Genomic DNA, 14709 nt, shown 5'->3' with positions numbered 1-14709 from the left:
AAGCCCGATGATCTCGCCGGCATGCGCGACAAGCTCCTTGCCGTCATCCTGCCTGGCCGGGCGCGCCCGCACCCGCAGAGGCCCGGGCGCCGGCCTGCTGGCGGTCTCGGCTGCGGCCTTCTGCCGCGCTTCCACGCCGCCCATGGCCGTTACCAGCCTGTCGCGGTCGAAAGCCTTAGCCGCATCGGACGCGACGACCTTGCCATCCCGCATCACCACGATGCGATCGGCATTGCCGAGCACCTCGCCCAGGAGATGCGAGATCAGGATGCAACTTTTGCCGCTGGCCACGAAGCGCCGGACGAAGGCCAGCAACTGGCCTGCCGTATGCGCATCGAGCGAGGATGTCGGCTCGTCGAGGATGACCAGATCGAGCGGATCCTGCGTCACCGTGAAGGCGCGCGCCACCTCCACCATCTGCCGCCTGCCGATGGAAAGGTCGCCGGCAATGTCGGCGGCCGAGATGCTGTGGCCAGGGAAGATCTCGTCGAGCTTGGCGGTGATGAGATCGGCCGCCTTGCGCCGCCAGCCGAAGCCGCTGAGCGAGGCATGGTTGATACGTGTGTTTTCAGCGACGCTGAGATTGGGGCAGAGCGACAGCTCCTGGAACACGCAGCGTATGCCGAGCTCAAGCGCGCGCGGCACCGAATAGTGGTCCTCGATGCCGCCACGCACGGCGATCCGTCCGCTGTCGGGCATCAGCGTGCCCGCCACCATATGCATGAGCGTCGATTTGCCCGCGCCATTGTGGCCGACGAGACCGACGCATTCGCCGGCGCCGACATGAAAGTCGACGCCGGAGAGTGCGCGGACGGCGCCGAAATGCTTTTCGGCGCCGTCCAGCCTGACGATGTCTGCACTGGCCTCCGGCATCCCTCAGCAATATCCGTTTGGCGATGCCTGCGGCAAGGATTGTCTCGGGCTCACTTGATGTTGGCTTTGATGGCCGCGATGGCGTCCTCTTGCGTATATTCATGGCTGGCCACACCACCCTTGGGGATTTTCGGCAGCGCCGCCTCGAAATCGTCCTGGGTGAAGGCAAGGTATGGCACCAGCAGATCGTGCGGGATGTCGGTGCGGCCGTCGAGCACCTGCTGCGCCACCCAGAAAGCCAGCGACGACACACCCGGCGCGATGGAAGCCGACCAGGTCTGGTAGCCATCCTTTTCCTTCTGTTCCTTCCACCACTGCAATTCGTCCTGGCGGTTGCCCATGATGATGGTCGGGCGTGGTTTGCCGGCAGCGGCGAAGGCCTGTGCCGCGCCATAACCATCGCCACCCTGATCGACGACGCCGACGATGTCGGGCAGCGACGGCAGGATCGTCGCGACGGCCTTCTGTGCCGTCGTCTGGTCCCAGTCGCCGGTGACCGAACCGACGATCTTGAATTCGGGATGGGCGGCGACACCTTCCAGGATTCCGGCATGGATGGCATCGTCGATCGAGGTACCGGCAAGGCCGCGGATCTCCAGCAGATTGCCGCCCTTGGGCTGGAACTTGGCCATCTGCTCGATTTCCTGCTTGCCCATGTCCTTGAAGTCGACGACGACGCGGTAGGCGCAGGGTTCGGTGACGATGCCGTCGAAGGAGACGACGACGATGCCGGCGTCGCAAGCCTGTTTGATGGCGCCGTTGAGCGCATCGGGCGAGGCGGCGTTGATGACGATGGCGTCATAGCCCTGCAGGATCAGGTTTTGCACCTGCGCCGCCTGGGTCGGCACTTCCTTGTCGGCCGTCGTGAAGACGTCGGCGGCGGCGACCACCTTGTCCTCGACCGCCTTCTTGGTGACGATGCCGTAGCTGTCGAGCATCGCCTGGCGCCACGAATTGCCGGCATAGTTGTTGGAGAAAGCGATCTTCTTGCCGCTGGTGTCGGCAAACGCGGTGCCTGACGCGAGCATCGCCGCGAATGCGCCCAAAACAAGCATTTTCTTCATGTCATACTCCTCCCTGAGTCGCAGGTCTTTGTTGGCTGCTGATGGCTGTTAAAAATTCACGTCCCTGTTTTTTATCTATTGTCAGACAAATGCAGATGGCTCGCAAGCTGTCAACTGCAATCCGGCGGCGTTGACGATCAACTTGCGGTGCGGCGATTGAAAAGCCCTCGGCTCATGGGCTAGGGAAGGGACCGGAGGCCAAAATCGGATGGCAGTGACGCCGACAATCGCGCCGGGCGCGCCCGGAATCCCGGCGCGCTGGACTTCAAGCGCCAAGAGCGGTGTCGGCACCGCGCTTTCCCTGGCCAGCCGTGTCTGGTTCACGATCAGCCACGGCATCCTCAACGAGATCTACTATCCCCACCTCGACAGCGCGTGCACGCGCGATATGGGGCTGATCGTCACCGGCCCCGGCGGCTATTTCTCCGAGGAAAAGCGCGACGCCGGGCATGCTATCGAGCCATTCGAGGACGGCGTGCCCGCTTACAGGCTGCTGAACACAGCGGCCGACGGTACCTACCGGATCAAAAAGCGGATCATTACGGATCCGAAACGCCCCGCTCTGCTGCAGGAGATAAGCTTCACGCTGCTGAAAGACGGGGCGTCCGACTACAGCGTCTATGCGCTGCTGGCGCCGCATCTCGTCAACGCCGGCATGGGCAACACCGCCTGGGTCGGCGACCACGAGGGAACGACTGTCCTGTTCGCGTCGGGACGCGGTGTCTGCCTGGCACTCGCTTCGTCCCTCCCGTGGGGCACGTGCTCCGCTGGCTATGTCGGCATCTCCGACGGCTGGCAGCAATTGCAGAACGGTGGCCGGCTCGATCCGACCTGCCAAAGGGCAGAGGACGGCAATGTGGCGTTGACCGGCGAGATCGGCTTTTCCGCCGAGACTCCGAAGGTCTTGCTGGCGCTGGGCTTTGGCGCGACGCCGCAAGATGCGGCGGAGGTCGCTTTCGCCAGCCTGAAGCAGGGCTTCGAGGCAGCCAGGGCCTATGTCGAGAAATGGCGCAAATGGCAGGCGGGACTGCTGCCGCTCGACCGGTACACGGCGTCCGGGCTCAATAGTTACCGCGTCAGCACGGCGGTTCTGGCAGCGCATCGGTCGATCGCCACGCCGGGTGCTGCCGTCGCCAGCCTGTCGATCCCTTGGGGATTCAACAAGGGTGACGACGATCTCGGCGGCTATCATCTGGTCTGGCCGCGCGACCTGGTCGAAACCGCCGGCGGTTTCCTCGCCGCCGGCGATCCAGAGCAGGCGCTGGAGATTCTCGGCTATCTCCGTTCCATCCAGCAGCCCGACGGCCATTGGCCGCAGAACGCCTGGCTCGACGGGACGGCCTACTGGCCCGGCATCCAGATGGACGAATGCGCCTTTCCATTGCTGCTCGCCGACGCGCTGCGCCGCGCCGGGCACTTGCCGCGCGCCAAACTGACGGCTTTCATGCCGATGATCGAGCGGGCTGCTTCCTATGTCATGCGCAATGGCCCCGTCACCGGCGAGGACCGCTGGGAAGAGGATGCCGGCTACAGCCCTTTCACGCTGGCCGTCGAGATATCCGCCCTGCTCGCCGCCGCTGACATATTCGATGCTTGCGACAACCATCAGCCGGCAAACTACCTGCGCGAAACCGCCGATATCTGGAACGACCAGATCGAGCGCTGGACCTATGTCACGGGCACTCCCCTTTGCAGAGACGTTGGCGTCAACGGTTACTACGTCCGCATCGCGCCACGCGACGCCGCGGGAGCGGCATCGCCGAAGGACGGCTATGTGCCGATCAAGAACCGGCCGCCTGGCGATACCAACCGGCTGGCCGAGGCGATCGTCAGCCCGGACGCGCTGGCGCTGGTCCGCTTCGGCCTGAGAGCCGCCGATGATCCGCGCATCGTCGACACGCTGAAAATCATCGACGCCACGCTGCGCCGCGACCTGCCGCAAGGGCCGGTCTGGTACCGTTATACCGGCGACGGCTACGGCGAACATGAAGATGGCGCGCCCTTCGATGGCACCGGCCAGGGCCGCGCCTGGCCGCTGCTCGCCGGCGAACGTGCCCATTACGAGCTGGCGGCGGGGCGCAAGGACAGGGCGGCGAGCCTGCTCCGGACGCTTGAAGGCTCGGCCGGGCATGGCGGCCTGCTGCCGGAGCAGGTCTGGGACGGTCCCGACATGCCGGAACGCGAGTTGCGGCGCGGCGGACCTTCGGGCAGCGCCATGCCGCTGGTCTGGGCGCATTCGGAGCATATCAAACTGCTGCGTTCGCTCCGCGACGGCGCGGTCTTCGACATGCCGCCGCAAGGCGTGAAACGCTACATCATGGACAAAACAGTGTCGCCGTTCCGGACATGGCGCTTCAACAACAAGGTCCGCACCATCCCGGCCGGCAAGGTGTTGCGGCTGGAATTGCTCGCCCCGGCAATCGTCCATTGGAGCCGCGACAACTGGGCGACCGCCCATGACAGCCGGACCACCGGGAACGCCTTTGGCATCCATATCACCGATTTGCCGGTTGCCGACGCTCCGTCGGGCACTACGATCGTCTTTACTTTTCTCTGGTCCGATGCCGGCCGATGGGAGAATGTCAACTTTTCCGTCGGCATCGATGGGTCGGACGGCCAATGATTTCGATTCCTCAAACGACCGGGACAAGACCATGCAGATAGGAATGATGGGACTGGGCAGGATGGGCGCCAATATGGTGCGGCGCCTGCTGCGCGACGGCCACGAATGCGTCGTCTACGACATCAACCCGGCCAGCGTCGCGGCTCTGGTCAAGGATGGCGCGGTCGGCGCCGCCTCCATGGAGGAGTTTGTCGGCAAGCTGACCAAGCCGCGCAGCGCCTGGCTGATGCTGCCGGCGGCGATCACCGGCAAGATCGCCGACCAGGTGGCGGCGCTGATGGAGCCCGGCGACATCATCGTCGACGGCGGCAATTCCTACTACCACGACGCCGTCGACCAGGCCGCTGAACTCGCGGCCAAGGGCCTGCACTATGTCGATGTCGGCACCAGCGGCGGCGTCTGGGGCCTCGAGCGCGGCTACTGCCTGATGATCGGCGGCCCCGATAGCGCGGTCCAGCATCTCGATCCGATCTTCGCGACGCTGGCGCCAGGCGCCGATGCCGGCGCCACTCCGGCCAGGGACGGCGGAACCGCGCCCTTTGGTTATCTCCATTGCGGGCCGAGCGGCGCCGGCCATTTCGTCAAGATGGTCCATAACGGCATCGAATACGGTGTCATGGCCGCCTATGCCGAAGGCATGAACATCCTGAAGTCGGCGAATGCGGGCAAACGCAAGCGCACGGCGGACGCCGAGACCAGCCCGCTGGAAAACCCGCAATACTACCAGTTCGACATCGACCTTGCCGAGGTGGCCGAGGTCTGGCGGCACGGCAGCGTCATCGGCTCCTGGTTGCTCGACCTGACGGCCGGCGCGCTGAAGAGCGATTCCGCGCTGACCCAGTTCGGCGGCCGGGTTTCGGATTCCGGCGAAGGCCGCTGGACGCTGAAGGCGGCCATCGACACCGGCGTGCCGGCGCCGGTGCTGTCCTCGGCCCTGTTCGACCGCTTTTCCTCGCAAGGCGAATCCGAATTCGCCGACAAGCTGCTGTCCGCCATGCGCTTTGCCTTCGGCGGCCATGTCGAGAAGCCGAAGACCGGCGTGTGAGCGGGGAAGAACAGGATGAGCCAGGAACGGTCCGACACGCTGGTGCTTTTCGGAGCAACCGGCGATCTCGCCCACAAGAAGATATTTCCCGCACTCTACCAGATGGTCGCCAAGGGCAGCCTCACCGAGCCGGTGATCGGCGTCGCCTTCGACCCCTGGGATCTCGGCAAGCTGCAGGCGCGTGCGCGTGACGGCATCGTCAACGCCATCGGCAAGATCGACGAAAAGATCTTCGCCAAATTCGCCTCGCAATTGCGCTATGTCAGCGGCGACTACCGCGACGGGGCGACCTTCGACAAACTGAAGACAGCGCTTGGATCGGCGCAGCGGCCGCTGCACTACATGGCGGTGCCGCCGACCATGTTCGAGACCGTCGTCCAGGGCCTGGAGCAATCCGGCACGGCGCATGGCGCGCGGCTGATGATCGAAAAGCCCTTCGGCCACGATCTGCAGTCGGCGCGCTGGTTGAACCGGGTGCTGCATCTGGTGTTCGACGAGCAATCGATCTTCCGCATCGACCATTATCTCGGCAAGGAGGCGATCCAGAACCTGCTCTATTTCCGCTTCGCCAATTCCTTCCTCGAGCCGATCTGGAACCGCAACTACGTCGAAAGCGTGCAGATCACCATGGCCGAGGATTTCGGCGTCGAGGGTCGCGGTCGCTTCTACGACGAGGTCGGCTGTATCAGGGACGTCATCGAGAACCATCTCCTCAACATCCTGCTGCTGCTCGCCATGGAGCCGCCGGTCGGGCGCTCGGCCGACGACCTGATCGACGAGAAGGTGCAGGTGCTAAGAGCCATCCGCACGCTGACCAGGGACGATGTCGTGCGCGGTCAATTCAAAGGCTATCTAGCCGAGCCCGGTGTCGCGCCGAACTCGCCGGTCGAGACCTTCGCGGCGGTGCGCTTCCTCGTCGACACATGGCGCTGGCGGGATGTGCCCTTCTTCATCCGCGCCGGCAAGAACATGCCGGTGCATGCCACGGAAGTGATCGTACGGCTGAAGCGGCCGCCGCTCGACGTCTTCGACCCGATCAAGCCAGGTGACGCCAACCACGTCCGTTTCCGCATCAACCCGCAGGTGGCGATCTCGATCGGCGCCCAGCGCAAGCAGCCCGGCGACGACATGATCGGCGAACAGGTCGAACTGACGGCGCTCGACGAGTCGAAAGGCGACATGCCGCCCTATGAGCGGCTGATCGGCGACGCCATGAACGGCAATCGCCAGTTGTTCACCCGCCAAGATGCCAGCGAACTCGCCTGGCGTATCGTCGGCCCGGTGCTCGGCGACGCGACGCCGCCGCATGTCTATGAGCCCAAGACCTGGGGCCCGGAAGACGCCATGAACGGTTTCGGTCCGCCCAATGGCTGGATCAACCCATCGAAGTAATGGCTTGGAGGTAAAGGATGGCCAGGACGGTGAAGCCCGCCACGGCAAACAACGAAAAGATCGTGCTGTCGATCGACATTGGCGGTTCCCACGTCAAGATCCTGACCAGCGCCGGCGGCGAGGAGCGCCGGGCCGATTCCGGACCCGGGCTGACGCCGCAACAGATGATCCAGACAGTAATGACGCTGGCTGATGGCCTACCGTTTGATGTCGTCTCGATGGGTTATCCCGGCCCGGTAAACCACAACAGGCCGCTGATGGACCCCGCCAATCTCGGCAAGGGCTGGGCCGGCTTTGATTTCGCGGCCGCGTTCGGCAAGCCGGTGAAAGTCGTCAACGACGCGCTGATGCAGGCCATCGGCAGCTATGAAGGCGGCCGCATGCTGTTCCTGGGCCTGGGCACGGGTCTGGGCGCCGCGATGATCGTCGACAATGTCGCCCAACCGATGGAACTTGCCCATTTGCCTTACAAGAAGGGCGGCAGTTTCGAGGATTACGTCGGCGAACGCGGGCTGGAAAAACGCGGCAAGAAGAAATGGCGCAAACACGTCTTCGACGTGGTCGATCGGCTGCGCGCCGCCATGCAGCCCGATTATGTGGTTATCGGCGGCGGCAATGTCGACAAACTCGACGAATTGCCTGTTGATTCCAGACGCGGCGACAACACGCGCGCCTTTGAAGGCGGATTTCGACTGTGGCGCGACAAATCACTTATCGTCTGATATTGTGATGGCTTACGGTCAGGCTGTTGATCTGGCCCTGCCGTTAGTATTGTTGTTCAAAATAATGTGTGACGTGATGCGGCGTCATTGCATTGTGCAGATTTGCCGACTAGGAGTTCTGCCGCCCCATGGATGGAGAAAATAGATTGACCGACGATAGCAACGACGCTCGCAAGGACATTGACCTTCTCGAACTGACCGCCCACATCGTGTCCGCCTACGTCGAAAAGAACCGCCTGCCGGCTTCCGGCCTCGGCGATCTCATCGCCAGCGTCAGCGCCTCGATAGGCGGGCTCGGACGACCTGCCGTTCCGGCTCCGGTACCGTTGACGCCAGCGGTCAATCCCAAGAAATCCGTGACGCCGGATTTCATCATCTGCCTCGAAGACGGCAAGAAGTTCAAATCGCTGAAGCGTCATATCGGTGTTCATTTCGGGCTGACGCCGGACGCCTATCGCGCCAAATGGGGCTTGCCATCGGACTATCCGATGGTCGCCCCCAACTATGCCGCCTCGCGCTCGCAACTGGCGAAGGCGATCGGCCTCGGCCGCAAGGCCGCCCCGCCGCCGGCGCCGGTAAAAAAGACGAGGAAGTCCAAGGCCACGGCCTGACCAAGGCGAGAGCGGATTTGGTCGTTCTGCCGGCGATCTCGCGTCGGTGGACGGGGGGAGCGCGGCCATGAACTACACCAGGATGGTGATCGAGAAAGAGGCGCCGGAGGAATACGGCTACGACCGTATCCGCTACAATCTCTCCGAAAGCTCGATCGCCGATCAGAAGCTTTCCGATATCGGCCCATCGCTGCCCGACCTCACGCTCTTCTACGGCGAGCACCGGGGCGACAAGGATTTGCGGGCGCTGATAGCGGCGCAGGACGAGGGCCTTTCGCCCGACGACGTGCTGGTCACCGCCGGTGCCGCGGGCGCGCTGTTCATCATCTCGACAGCACTTTTGTCCGAGCGCGATCACCTCGTCGTCGTCAGGCCCAACTACGCCACCAACATCGAGACGCCCAAGGCGATCGGCTGCGCCATCTCCTATGTCGATCTGGACTTCGACGCGGGCTTCGCCATCGATGTCGGGCGCGTCGCGGCCCAGATGCGACCAGACACCCGGCTGATCAGCTTCACGTGCCCGCACAACCCGACGGGCACGATGATGAGCCAGGCCGACCTCGATGCGCTGGTGGGCCTCGCTGAAAGCCGCAACTGCCATCTGCTGGTCGACGAGACCTATCGCGACCTCTCCTATGGACGGCGCCTGCCTTCGGCGGCGTCGCTAAGCGCACGGGCGATCAGTGTCTCGTCGCTGTCCAAGGCCTTCGGCATTCCCGGCATCCGCATCGGCTGGCTGGTCACCAGGGACACGGGGCTTCAGGAAAAATTCCTCGCCGCCAAGGAGCAGATCGGCATCTGCGGCAGCGTCATCGACGAGGCCATCGCACGCAACATGCTCCAGCGCCGGGACGATTTCCTTGCGGCGCTGCTGCCGCAGATGGCGAAGCGGCGCGACATCGTCCAAGCCTGGATCGATCGCGAACCGCTGGCCGACTGGGTGCGGCCGGAGGGCGGCGTTGTCGGCTTCCCGCGCCTCAATGTCGATGCCGGTTTCGAGATCGACCGCTTCTATGTGAACCTGCTGGAGAACCATGGCACCTATGTCGGACCCGGCCACTGGTTCGACATGCCGAAGCGCTTCTTCCGCATTGGTTTCGGCTGGCCGAAGGAGGCCGATTTGCAGGGCGGCCTCGACGCCATTTCCGCCGCGCTGCGGCAGTAACTTCCCCGTGCAATCGAGCGAACAGGCCGAAAAACGCTTGATCCAAGGCTGATTTTAACGCATATGCGCCCCGAACTTTGACAAGTTTCATTGGCCGGAACAGCGCCCGTCAGGGAAGTGCCCCGCCAGCCGATGTAAATGCAACGGGGCCTCTCTCCATGACACTTGAACAGACCTCGCCGGAGCAGCGCTATGCCGCTTTCCGGCACAAAGCCTTCCTCAGCTATTGGGCGGCGCGCTTCCTCACCACTTTCGCGACCATGATTGTCTCCGTCGCGGTCGGCTGGCAGGTCTATGACCTGACGCGCGATCCCTTCGATCTTGGCATTGTCGGCATCGTCCAGTTCCTGCCGTCGCTGTTTCTGGTGCTGATCACCGGCGTCGTCGCCGACCGCTTCGGCCGCCGTCTGATCATGGCGCTGTCGACATTGATCGAGGCCGCCTGCGCGCTCGTCCTCCTGTATTTGACGCTGCGCGGTCTCGTCAGCCCGCTGCCGATCTTCGTCGTGCTCGCTTTGTTCGGCGTGGCGCGCGCCTTTTACGGGCCGGCCTCGTCCTCGCTGTTTGCAAATCTGGTGCCGCCGGAGGATTTCGGCAACGCCATTGCCTGGAACTCGTCCGCCTGGCAGACGGCGACCATTGTCGGCCCGGTTGCCGGCGGCCTGCTCTATGGTCTTTCGGCAGAGGTCGCATATGCCACCGCCGCCGTCCTGATGGCGGTGGCCGCCCTGCTGGTCTTCACCATTCCGAAGCCGGCCCAACGAACCGCCACCGACAAGCCGTCGATGGAGACGCTGTTTGCCGGCTTCCGCTACATCTGGGGCGAGAAGATCGTGCTCGGCGCCATCTCGCTCGACCTCTTCGCCGTGCTTCTGTCCGGCGCCTCGGCGCTGCTGCCGGTCTATGCGCGCGATATTCTCGAACTCGGCCCCTGGGGCCTTGGCCTGCTGCGCTCTGCACCTGGCATTGGGGCCATCTGTGTCGCGGTCTGGCTGGCCGGACACCCGATCCGCAACCATGCGGGCGTGATCATGCTCGGCTTCGTCGCGGCGTTCGGCGCCTTCACGGTGCTGTTCGGCCTCTCGACCCTCACCTGGCTGTCGATTGTCGCCCTTGCCTTCCTCGGCGCCACCGACATGTTCAGCGTCTATATCAGGGAGACGCTGATCCAGCTGTGGACGCCGGACGAGGTGCGCGGCCGCGTCAACGCCGTCAACCAGGTCTTCGTCGGCGCCTCCAACGAGGTCGGCGAATTCCGCGCCGGCACCATGGCGGCGTTGATCGGCACAGTGCCGGCGGTGGTGATCGGCGGCGTCGGGGCCGTGATCGTCGCCGGATTGTGGGCGGTGCTGTTCCCGCAATTGCGCAAGGTGCGCCACCTCGACGGGCGAAACTGACGCGGACCTCCCTATCGCGCTGCCGGCTTGCCGAAGATCCGCTCTAGGAATTCGCCGAGCCAGCGCTTGAGATGCATGTCCCAGATCAGCCGGCCGCCGAGATGGTCGCGGCCGGGCTGGGCGCCGGGCAGTTCGAAGCGATGCGCGCCGCGCACGACCCAGCGTTGCATCATCGCCCTGGTCAATTCGCCATGGAACTGGATGCCCCAGGCATTGTCGCCATAGCGGAAGGCCTGGTTGGGATAGGTGTCGGCCGTCGCCAAGAGCGTCGCGTCCTTGGGCAACGAAAAGCCCTCGCGATGAAACTGGTAGACCATCTCGGGCCAGTGCATCAGCTCGCGGCCAGCCTCCGTCGCCTTCAGCGGATACCAGCCGATCTCGACCAGCCCCTCGCCATGACCCTCGACCTTGCCGCCGAGATGGTTGACCAGCATCTGCGCGCCGAGGCAGATGCCGAGGAAAGGCCGGTTCTCCTTCAGCGGAACGTTCAGCCAGTCGGTCTCGCGGCGGACGAACTCGTCCTCGTCATTGGCGCTCATCGGTCCGCCGAACACCACCGCGCCGGCATGGCCGTCCAGCGTTTCCGGCAAGCTATCGCCGAGCGGCGGGCGGCGCATGTCTAGGTCGAAACCTTCCTCGATCAGCATATGGCCAACGCGTCCGGGGCTCGAATTCTCCTGATGCAGCACGATCAGGATCTTTGGCCTTGGACTTCGCGGCATGCTCGGGCTCGTCCTGTCTATTCGTCGCTCGACGTTCCGGTGGCGCCTGGGGCTTGCGCGGCCGCCTTGCGGCGCGCCTCGACGCGGTCGCGGCGATCGACGCCGATCAGCTCGGCGACGCGCCAGACGGTGTTGTCCTCGAGCTCATGCAGTTCGTCGTCGGCATAGACGATCTCCCACATCAGGCCGATGAAGGCCTTGCGCGCATCCGCGTCGAGATGGCGCTTCAGCACGCTGGTGAAGGCGTAGAGATCGATCGCCTCATTGTCGGCGCGCTCGCCGGCCGCGGCCAGCGCCTCGAGTTCGTCGCCGCTGATCGAATAGGTCTCCGCCAGCACCGCCTTGAACCGCTCCCACTCGACGTCCTGGCGCACACCGTCGGCGCTCATCACATGGTAGAGCAGGGCCGACGCGGCAATGCGCGGGTCATCGCCGTTGCTGCGAGCACCGCCGCCAGCCGGCAAATCCCTCAGAAATGACAGAACACGTTCGAACATATGGCTATTCCCAATAGGCCGGAATCAATTCCGGGCCAGATCAAAACAAGCGGAACCGGCGTGGCGATTTTTCGTCTCCATCTTCCGGATCGACACCGGGGTCGTCGGGGAGGCGCGCCAGTTCCTCCGCCGGTTCCACAGCTTCGGCATCGGCCGGCACCGCGGCAAAGGCGGCCGCCGTGACCGGCGCGACCTGTTCTTCGCTTCGCGGCGATGGCGTTTCGGTCGCGACAGTTTGCTCTTCGGCGGCAACGGATGGCGTCAGCTCGATCGCCTTTTCCTTCGCCGGCTTCTCCGGCGCTGGAATGACCGGCACCACGCCGTCCGGCTTGTCCTCGTCGCTGTCGATCAACTGGCCGAGCCGCTCCATCGGCGCGCGCCATTCGAAGGCGTCGAGCTTGCCGGTGATCGGCGACACCGGCGCCCATTGTTCGGAGACGACGCCGTCGGCAACCCAGGCCGGATCGCGTGGCGCGCGCACCGCCTTGGACAAAAGCTGGCGCACCTTGCCTTGATCGCCCGTGTCGGCCTCCTCGATGTCGGCCAGCAGCAGATAGGCGCCTTCGCGGCGATCCATGCGGATGGCCGCTTCCGCCTCGCGGCGGGCGGTTGAAAAATCCTGGGCGTCGAGCGCGGCGCGCGCCACCGTCAGCGAGGATTCAGCATGGTTCTTCTTCATCTCCTGCAGCTTCCTGGCCCGGTTCAGCCGGTCGAGCACCGCATCACCAGGCCGCGCGTGGGTGTAGAGCTCGGCGATCTCGGGATGCGGCTCAGCCTTCCATGCCGCTTCGAGGATCTTCGAGCCCTTGCGCATGTCATTTTGCCTGAACAGCGCCTTGGCGGCGGCAACCGCCGCCGGCGCGAAATCGGGCCGCAGCCGGTTGGCCTCTAGCGCCGCGGTCCTGGCGGCGTCGGGATCGCTGTCGGCCAGCGCCTGCGCCTTGGCGGTGAGCAGCACGGCGCGCCGCCGGTTGGCGGCATCGCGCTCGATCTGCCGCGTCGATTTCTGTGCCTCGACCAGCTTCAGCGCGCCGTCCCAGTCGCCGCGCCCGGTCAAGTCCTCAAGCGTCGATTCGGCGGCCCAGGCCAGTTGCGGCGCCATGACGGCGGCGCGCCCGGCATAGTGCCTGGCAGCATTGCGGTCGCCGAGCCGCTCGGCCTCGAGATAAAGCCCGCGCAGGCCGAGCAGCCGCATCTCGGGGTCGTCGAGCATGGTCTCGAACTTCTCGCGCGCGCCCTCATGGTCGCCTTCGAGCAGCGAGGCCTGCGCTGCGAGCAGATGGATCAGCGGCTCCTGGTCCGAGCGGATCAGCTTTGCCGCTTCCTTGGTCTTCTTGCGCGCCAGCGCGCCGTCTCCGGCGCCTGCGGCGATCATGCCGGTCGACAGCGCCTGATAGCCACGGTCGCGTCGGCGAACGCGGAAATAACGCGAGATGGTGTAGGGACTGTTCCACAGCGACTTGATCAGCCACCAGACGATCATCACCGCGGCAACGACGGCGACCACGGCCACCGCCGCCACCATCAGGCTGACCTGGTACTGATAGCCGCTGAAAGTGACGACCATCTCGCCCGGCCGGTCCGCCAGCCAGGCGAAACCGAGCCCGAGCGCGAAGACGACGGCGAGGAAAAAGAGAATGCGGATCATCTTGTTTTCCTCAATCTCACGCCTTCATCGCGCCGGCGATCAGCGCATCGACTGCGGTCTCGACTTCCATGCGCGCCTTCAATTTGCCGGCAAAGTCGGCGCCGGCGGCCTTGGCCGCTTCCGGCAGCGTAGCGTATTCGCTGAGCGCCTTGGCGTAGTCGCCCTGGTTGACCGCCACCTCCATGCGCGCGACGGTTTCCGGCGCACCAGCACCTTCGACGGCGCCGATCGGCCTGACCTTGACCAGCGATTCGGCGCTGGTCAAAAGGTTCTGAAGGAAGCCGGCATTCTGGTCCACAGGCGTTGCCGCAGCGACCATGGCATTGGCCGCTGCCTCCATTTCGGCCGCGATATCGGCGCGCTTTGGAACGCCCTTTTCGGCGTAGGGCCGCAGCGCGTCTAACTCCGGCGCATCCGGCGAGATCGCCGCGAAGGTCTCGAGCTCGGCGGCGAACGGCGCGCCACGGTCGAGCGCCGCCTTCAGCGCTGACGCCGCGATGGCGAGCGCGATCTTCGGCTGCGACGCCTGCGCCTCGACCTTGCCGGAAAGCTGCGACACCGATTGTTCCAGCGCGTCAAGCCGGCCTTCCTGCGCCGTCGCCGCCTCGCCGGCGGATTTCAGCGCCGCATCGAGCCCGGCCAGCTTTTCGTTGAGCGGGCCGAGGTCGACCGGCGCCGTATTGTCGGCCTGGCCGAGCGCCGCGACCGCCGTTTCGATCTGCTTGACCTTGTCGCCCAGCGCCGCGATCCCGGCATTGTCGCCCGCTCCGCCCTGCCCGACCACCGATTTCAGCGCCGCGACATCCGTCTTGACCTGGTCCAACGCCGACGCCAGCCCGTCCACCTTGGCCGATGCATCACTGTTGCCGCCGGCTTCCTTCAAGCCTGCGATCTCGCTCCTCAGCGAAGCGATTTCGCCGTTGACGCCGTCGAGCGATACAGTGCCG

General features: G+C 64.8%; 13 protein-coding genes. 7 read left to right on the top strand and 6 right to left on the bottom strand.

What is annotated here, in order from left to right:
• Both CN311_RS28755 and CN311_RS28750 read right to left on the bottom strand, forming a co-directional pair.
• On the bottom strand, positions 1 to 873 hold an 873-nt coding region (locus CN311_RS28755; RefSeq protein WP_133117280.1), incomplete at its 3' end, for an ATP-binding cassette domain-containing protein.
• Between the two features lie 50 nt (positions 874 to 923).
• Positions 924 to 1937 carry an ABC transporter substrate-binding protein gene (locus CN311_RS28750; protein WP_097577003.1) on the bottom strand — a complete coding sequence of 338 codons (1014 nt, stop codon included), beginning with the start codon at positions 1935 to 1937 and terminating at the stop codon, positions 924 to 926.
• Between the two features lie 208 nt (positions 1938 to 2145).
• Here CN311_RS28750 and CN311_RS28745 point away from each other — a divergent pair, with 208 nt between their 5' ends.
• The 7 genes from CN311_RS28745 (at position 2146) to CN311_RS28715 (ending at position 10895) form a co-directional block, all read left to right on the top strand.
• On the top strand, positions 2146 to 4560 hold the full coding sequence (locus tag CN311_RS28745) for a glucan 1,4-alpha-glucosidase (protein WP_097577002.1): 2415 nt from the start codon (positions 2146 to 2148) through the stop codon (positions 4558 to 4560).
• Between the two features lie 31 nt (positions 4561 to 4591).
• The gene (gnd, locus tag CN311_RS28740) at positions 4592 to 5605 is read left to right on the top strand and encodes a phosphogluconate dehydrogenase (NAD(+)-dependent, decarboxylating) (RefSeq protein ID WP_097577004.1); all 1014 of its coding nucleotides are present in this window, start codon (positions 4592 to 4594) and stop codon (positions 5603 to 5605) included.
• Between the two features lie 15 nt (positions 5606 to 5620).
• Positions 5621 to 6997 carry a glucose-6-phosphate dehydrogenase gene (zwf, locus tag CN311_RS28735; protein WP_097577001.1) on the top strand — a complete coding sequence of 459 codons (1377 nt, stop codon included), beginning with the start codon at positions 5621 to 5623 and terminating at the stop codon, positions 6995 to 6997.
• 17 nt (positions 6998 to 7014) lie between these two features.
• Positions 7015 to 7719 carry an ROK family protein gene (locus CN311_RS28730; protein WP_097577000.1) on the top strand — a complete coding sequence of 235 codons (705 nt, stop codon included), beginning with the start codon at positions 7015 to 7017 and terminating at the stop codon, positions 7717 to 7719.
• Between the two features lie 146 nt (positions 7720 to 7865).
• Entirely contained in the window at positions 7866 to 8330 is a 465-nt protein-coding gene (locus tag CN311_RS28725; RefSeq protein ID WP_097576999.1) for a Ros/MucR family transcriptional regulator, read from the top strand.
• 67 nt (positions 8331 to 8397) lie between these two features.
• The gene (locus CN311_RS28720) at positions 8398 to 9498 is read left to right on the top strand and encodes an aminotransferase class I/II-fold pyridoxal phosphate-dependent enzyme (protein ID WP_097576998.1); all 1101 of its coding nucleotides are present in this window, start codon (positions 8398 to 8400) and stop codon (positions 9496 to 9498) included.
• Positions 9499 to 9656: 158 nt separating this feature from the next.
• Complete coding sequence (locus CN311_RS28715) at positions 9657 to 10895, top strand: MFS transporter (protein WP_097576997.1); 1239 nt, start codon at positions 9657 to 9659, stop codon at positions 10893 to 10895.
• An 11-nt stretch (positions 10896 to 10906) separates the two neighbouring features.
• On the opposite strand, the gene CN311_RS28710 is transcribed toward CN311_RS28715, so the two are convergent.
• From CN311_RS28710 to CN311_RS28695, 4 genes are all read right to left on the bottom strand, one after another.
• Complete coding sequence (locus CN311_RS28710) at positions 10907 to 11617, bottom strand: glutamine amidotransferase (RefSeq protein ID WP_097576996.1); 711 nt, start codon at positions 11615 to 11617, stop codon at positions 10907 to 10909.
• A 17-nt stretch (positions 11618 to 11634) separates the two neighbouring features.
• Positions 11635 to 12114, bottom strand: coding sequence for a tellurite resistance TerB family protein (locus CN311_RS28705; protein WP_097576995.1), 480 nt, complete (start codon positions 12112 to 12114; stop codon positions 11635 to 11637).
• Between the two features lie 40 nt (positions 12115 to 12154).
• Complete coding sequence (locus CN311_RS28700) at positions 12155 to 13762, bottom strand: heme biosynthesis protein HemY (protein ID WP_097576994.1); 1608 nt, start codon at positions 13760 to 13762, stop codon at positions 12155 to 12157.
• A 16-nt stretch (positions 13763 to 13778) separates the two neighbouring features.
• The coding region (locus tag CN311_RS28695; RefSeq protein ID WP_425351105.1) for a COG4223 family protein at positions 13779 to 14709 on the bottom strand (931 nt) is incomplete at its 5' end.

The sequence above is a fragment of the Mesorhizobium sanjuanii genome (genome assembly GCF_002529485.1).
GTDB classification, from domain to species: Bacteria; Pseudomonadota; Alphaproteobacteria; order Rhizobiales; family Rhizobiaceae; genus Mesorhizobium; species Mesorhizobium sanjuanii.
This window is presented reverse-complemented; position numbering and strand designations above follow the sequence as displayed.

Coding starts and splice junctions, on each gene's coding strand:
- CN311_RS28750 (WP_097577003.1), bottom strand. CDS start 1,937: ATGAAGAAAATGCTTGTTTTGGGCGCATTCGCGGCGATGCTCGCGTCA.
- CN311_RS28745 (WP_097577002.1), top strand. CDS start 2,146: ATGGCAGTGACGCCGACAATCGCGCCGGGCGCGCCCGGAATCCCGGCG.
- gnd (WP_097577004.1), top strand. CDS start 4,592: ATGCAGATAGGAATGATGGGACTGGGCAGGATGGGCGCCAATATGGTG.
- zwf (WP_097577001.1), top strand. CDS start 5,621: ATGAGCCAGGAACGGTCCGACACGCTGGTGCTTTTCGGAGCAACCGGC.
- CN311_RS28730 (WP_097577000.1), top strand. CDS start 7,015: ATGGCCAGGACGGTGAAGCCCGCCACGGCAAACAACGAAAAGATCGTG.
- CN311_RS28720 (WP_097576998.1), top strand. CDS start 8,398: ATGAACTACACCAGGATGGTGATCGAGAAAGAGGCGCCGGAGGAATAC.
- CN311_RS28715 (WP_097576997.1), top strand. CDS start 9,657: ATGACACTTGAACAGACCTCGCCGGAGCAGCGCTATGCCGCTTTCCGG.
- CN311_RS28710 (WP_097576996.1), bottom strand. CDS start 11,617: ATGCCGCGAAGTCCAAGGCCAAAGATCCTGATCGTGCTGCATCAGGAG.
- CN311_RS28705 (WP_097576995.1), bottom strand. CDS start 12,114: ATGTTCGAACGTGTTCTGTCATTTCTGAGGGATTTGCCGGCTGGCGGC.
- CN311_RS28700 (WP_097576994.1), bottom strand. CDS start 13,762: ATGATCCGCATTCTCTTTTTCCTCGCCGTCGTCTTCGCGCTCGGGCTC.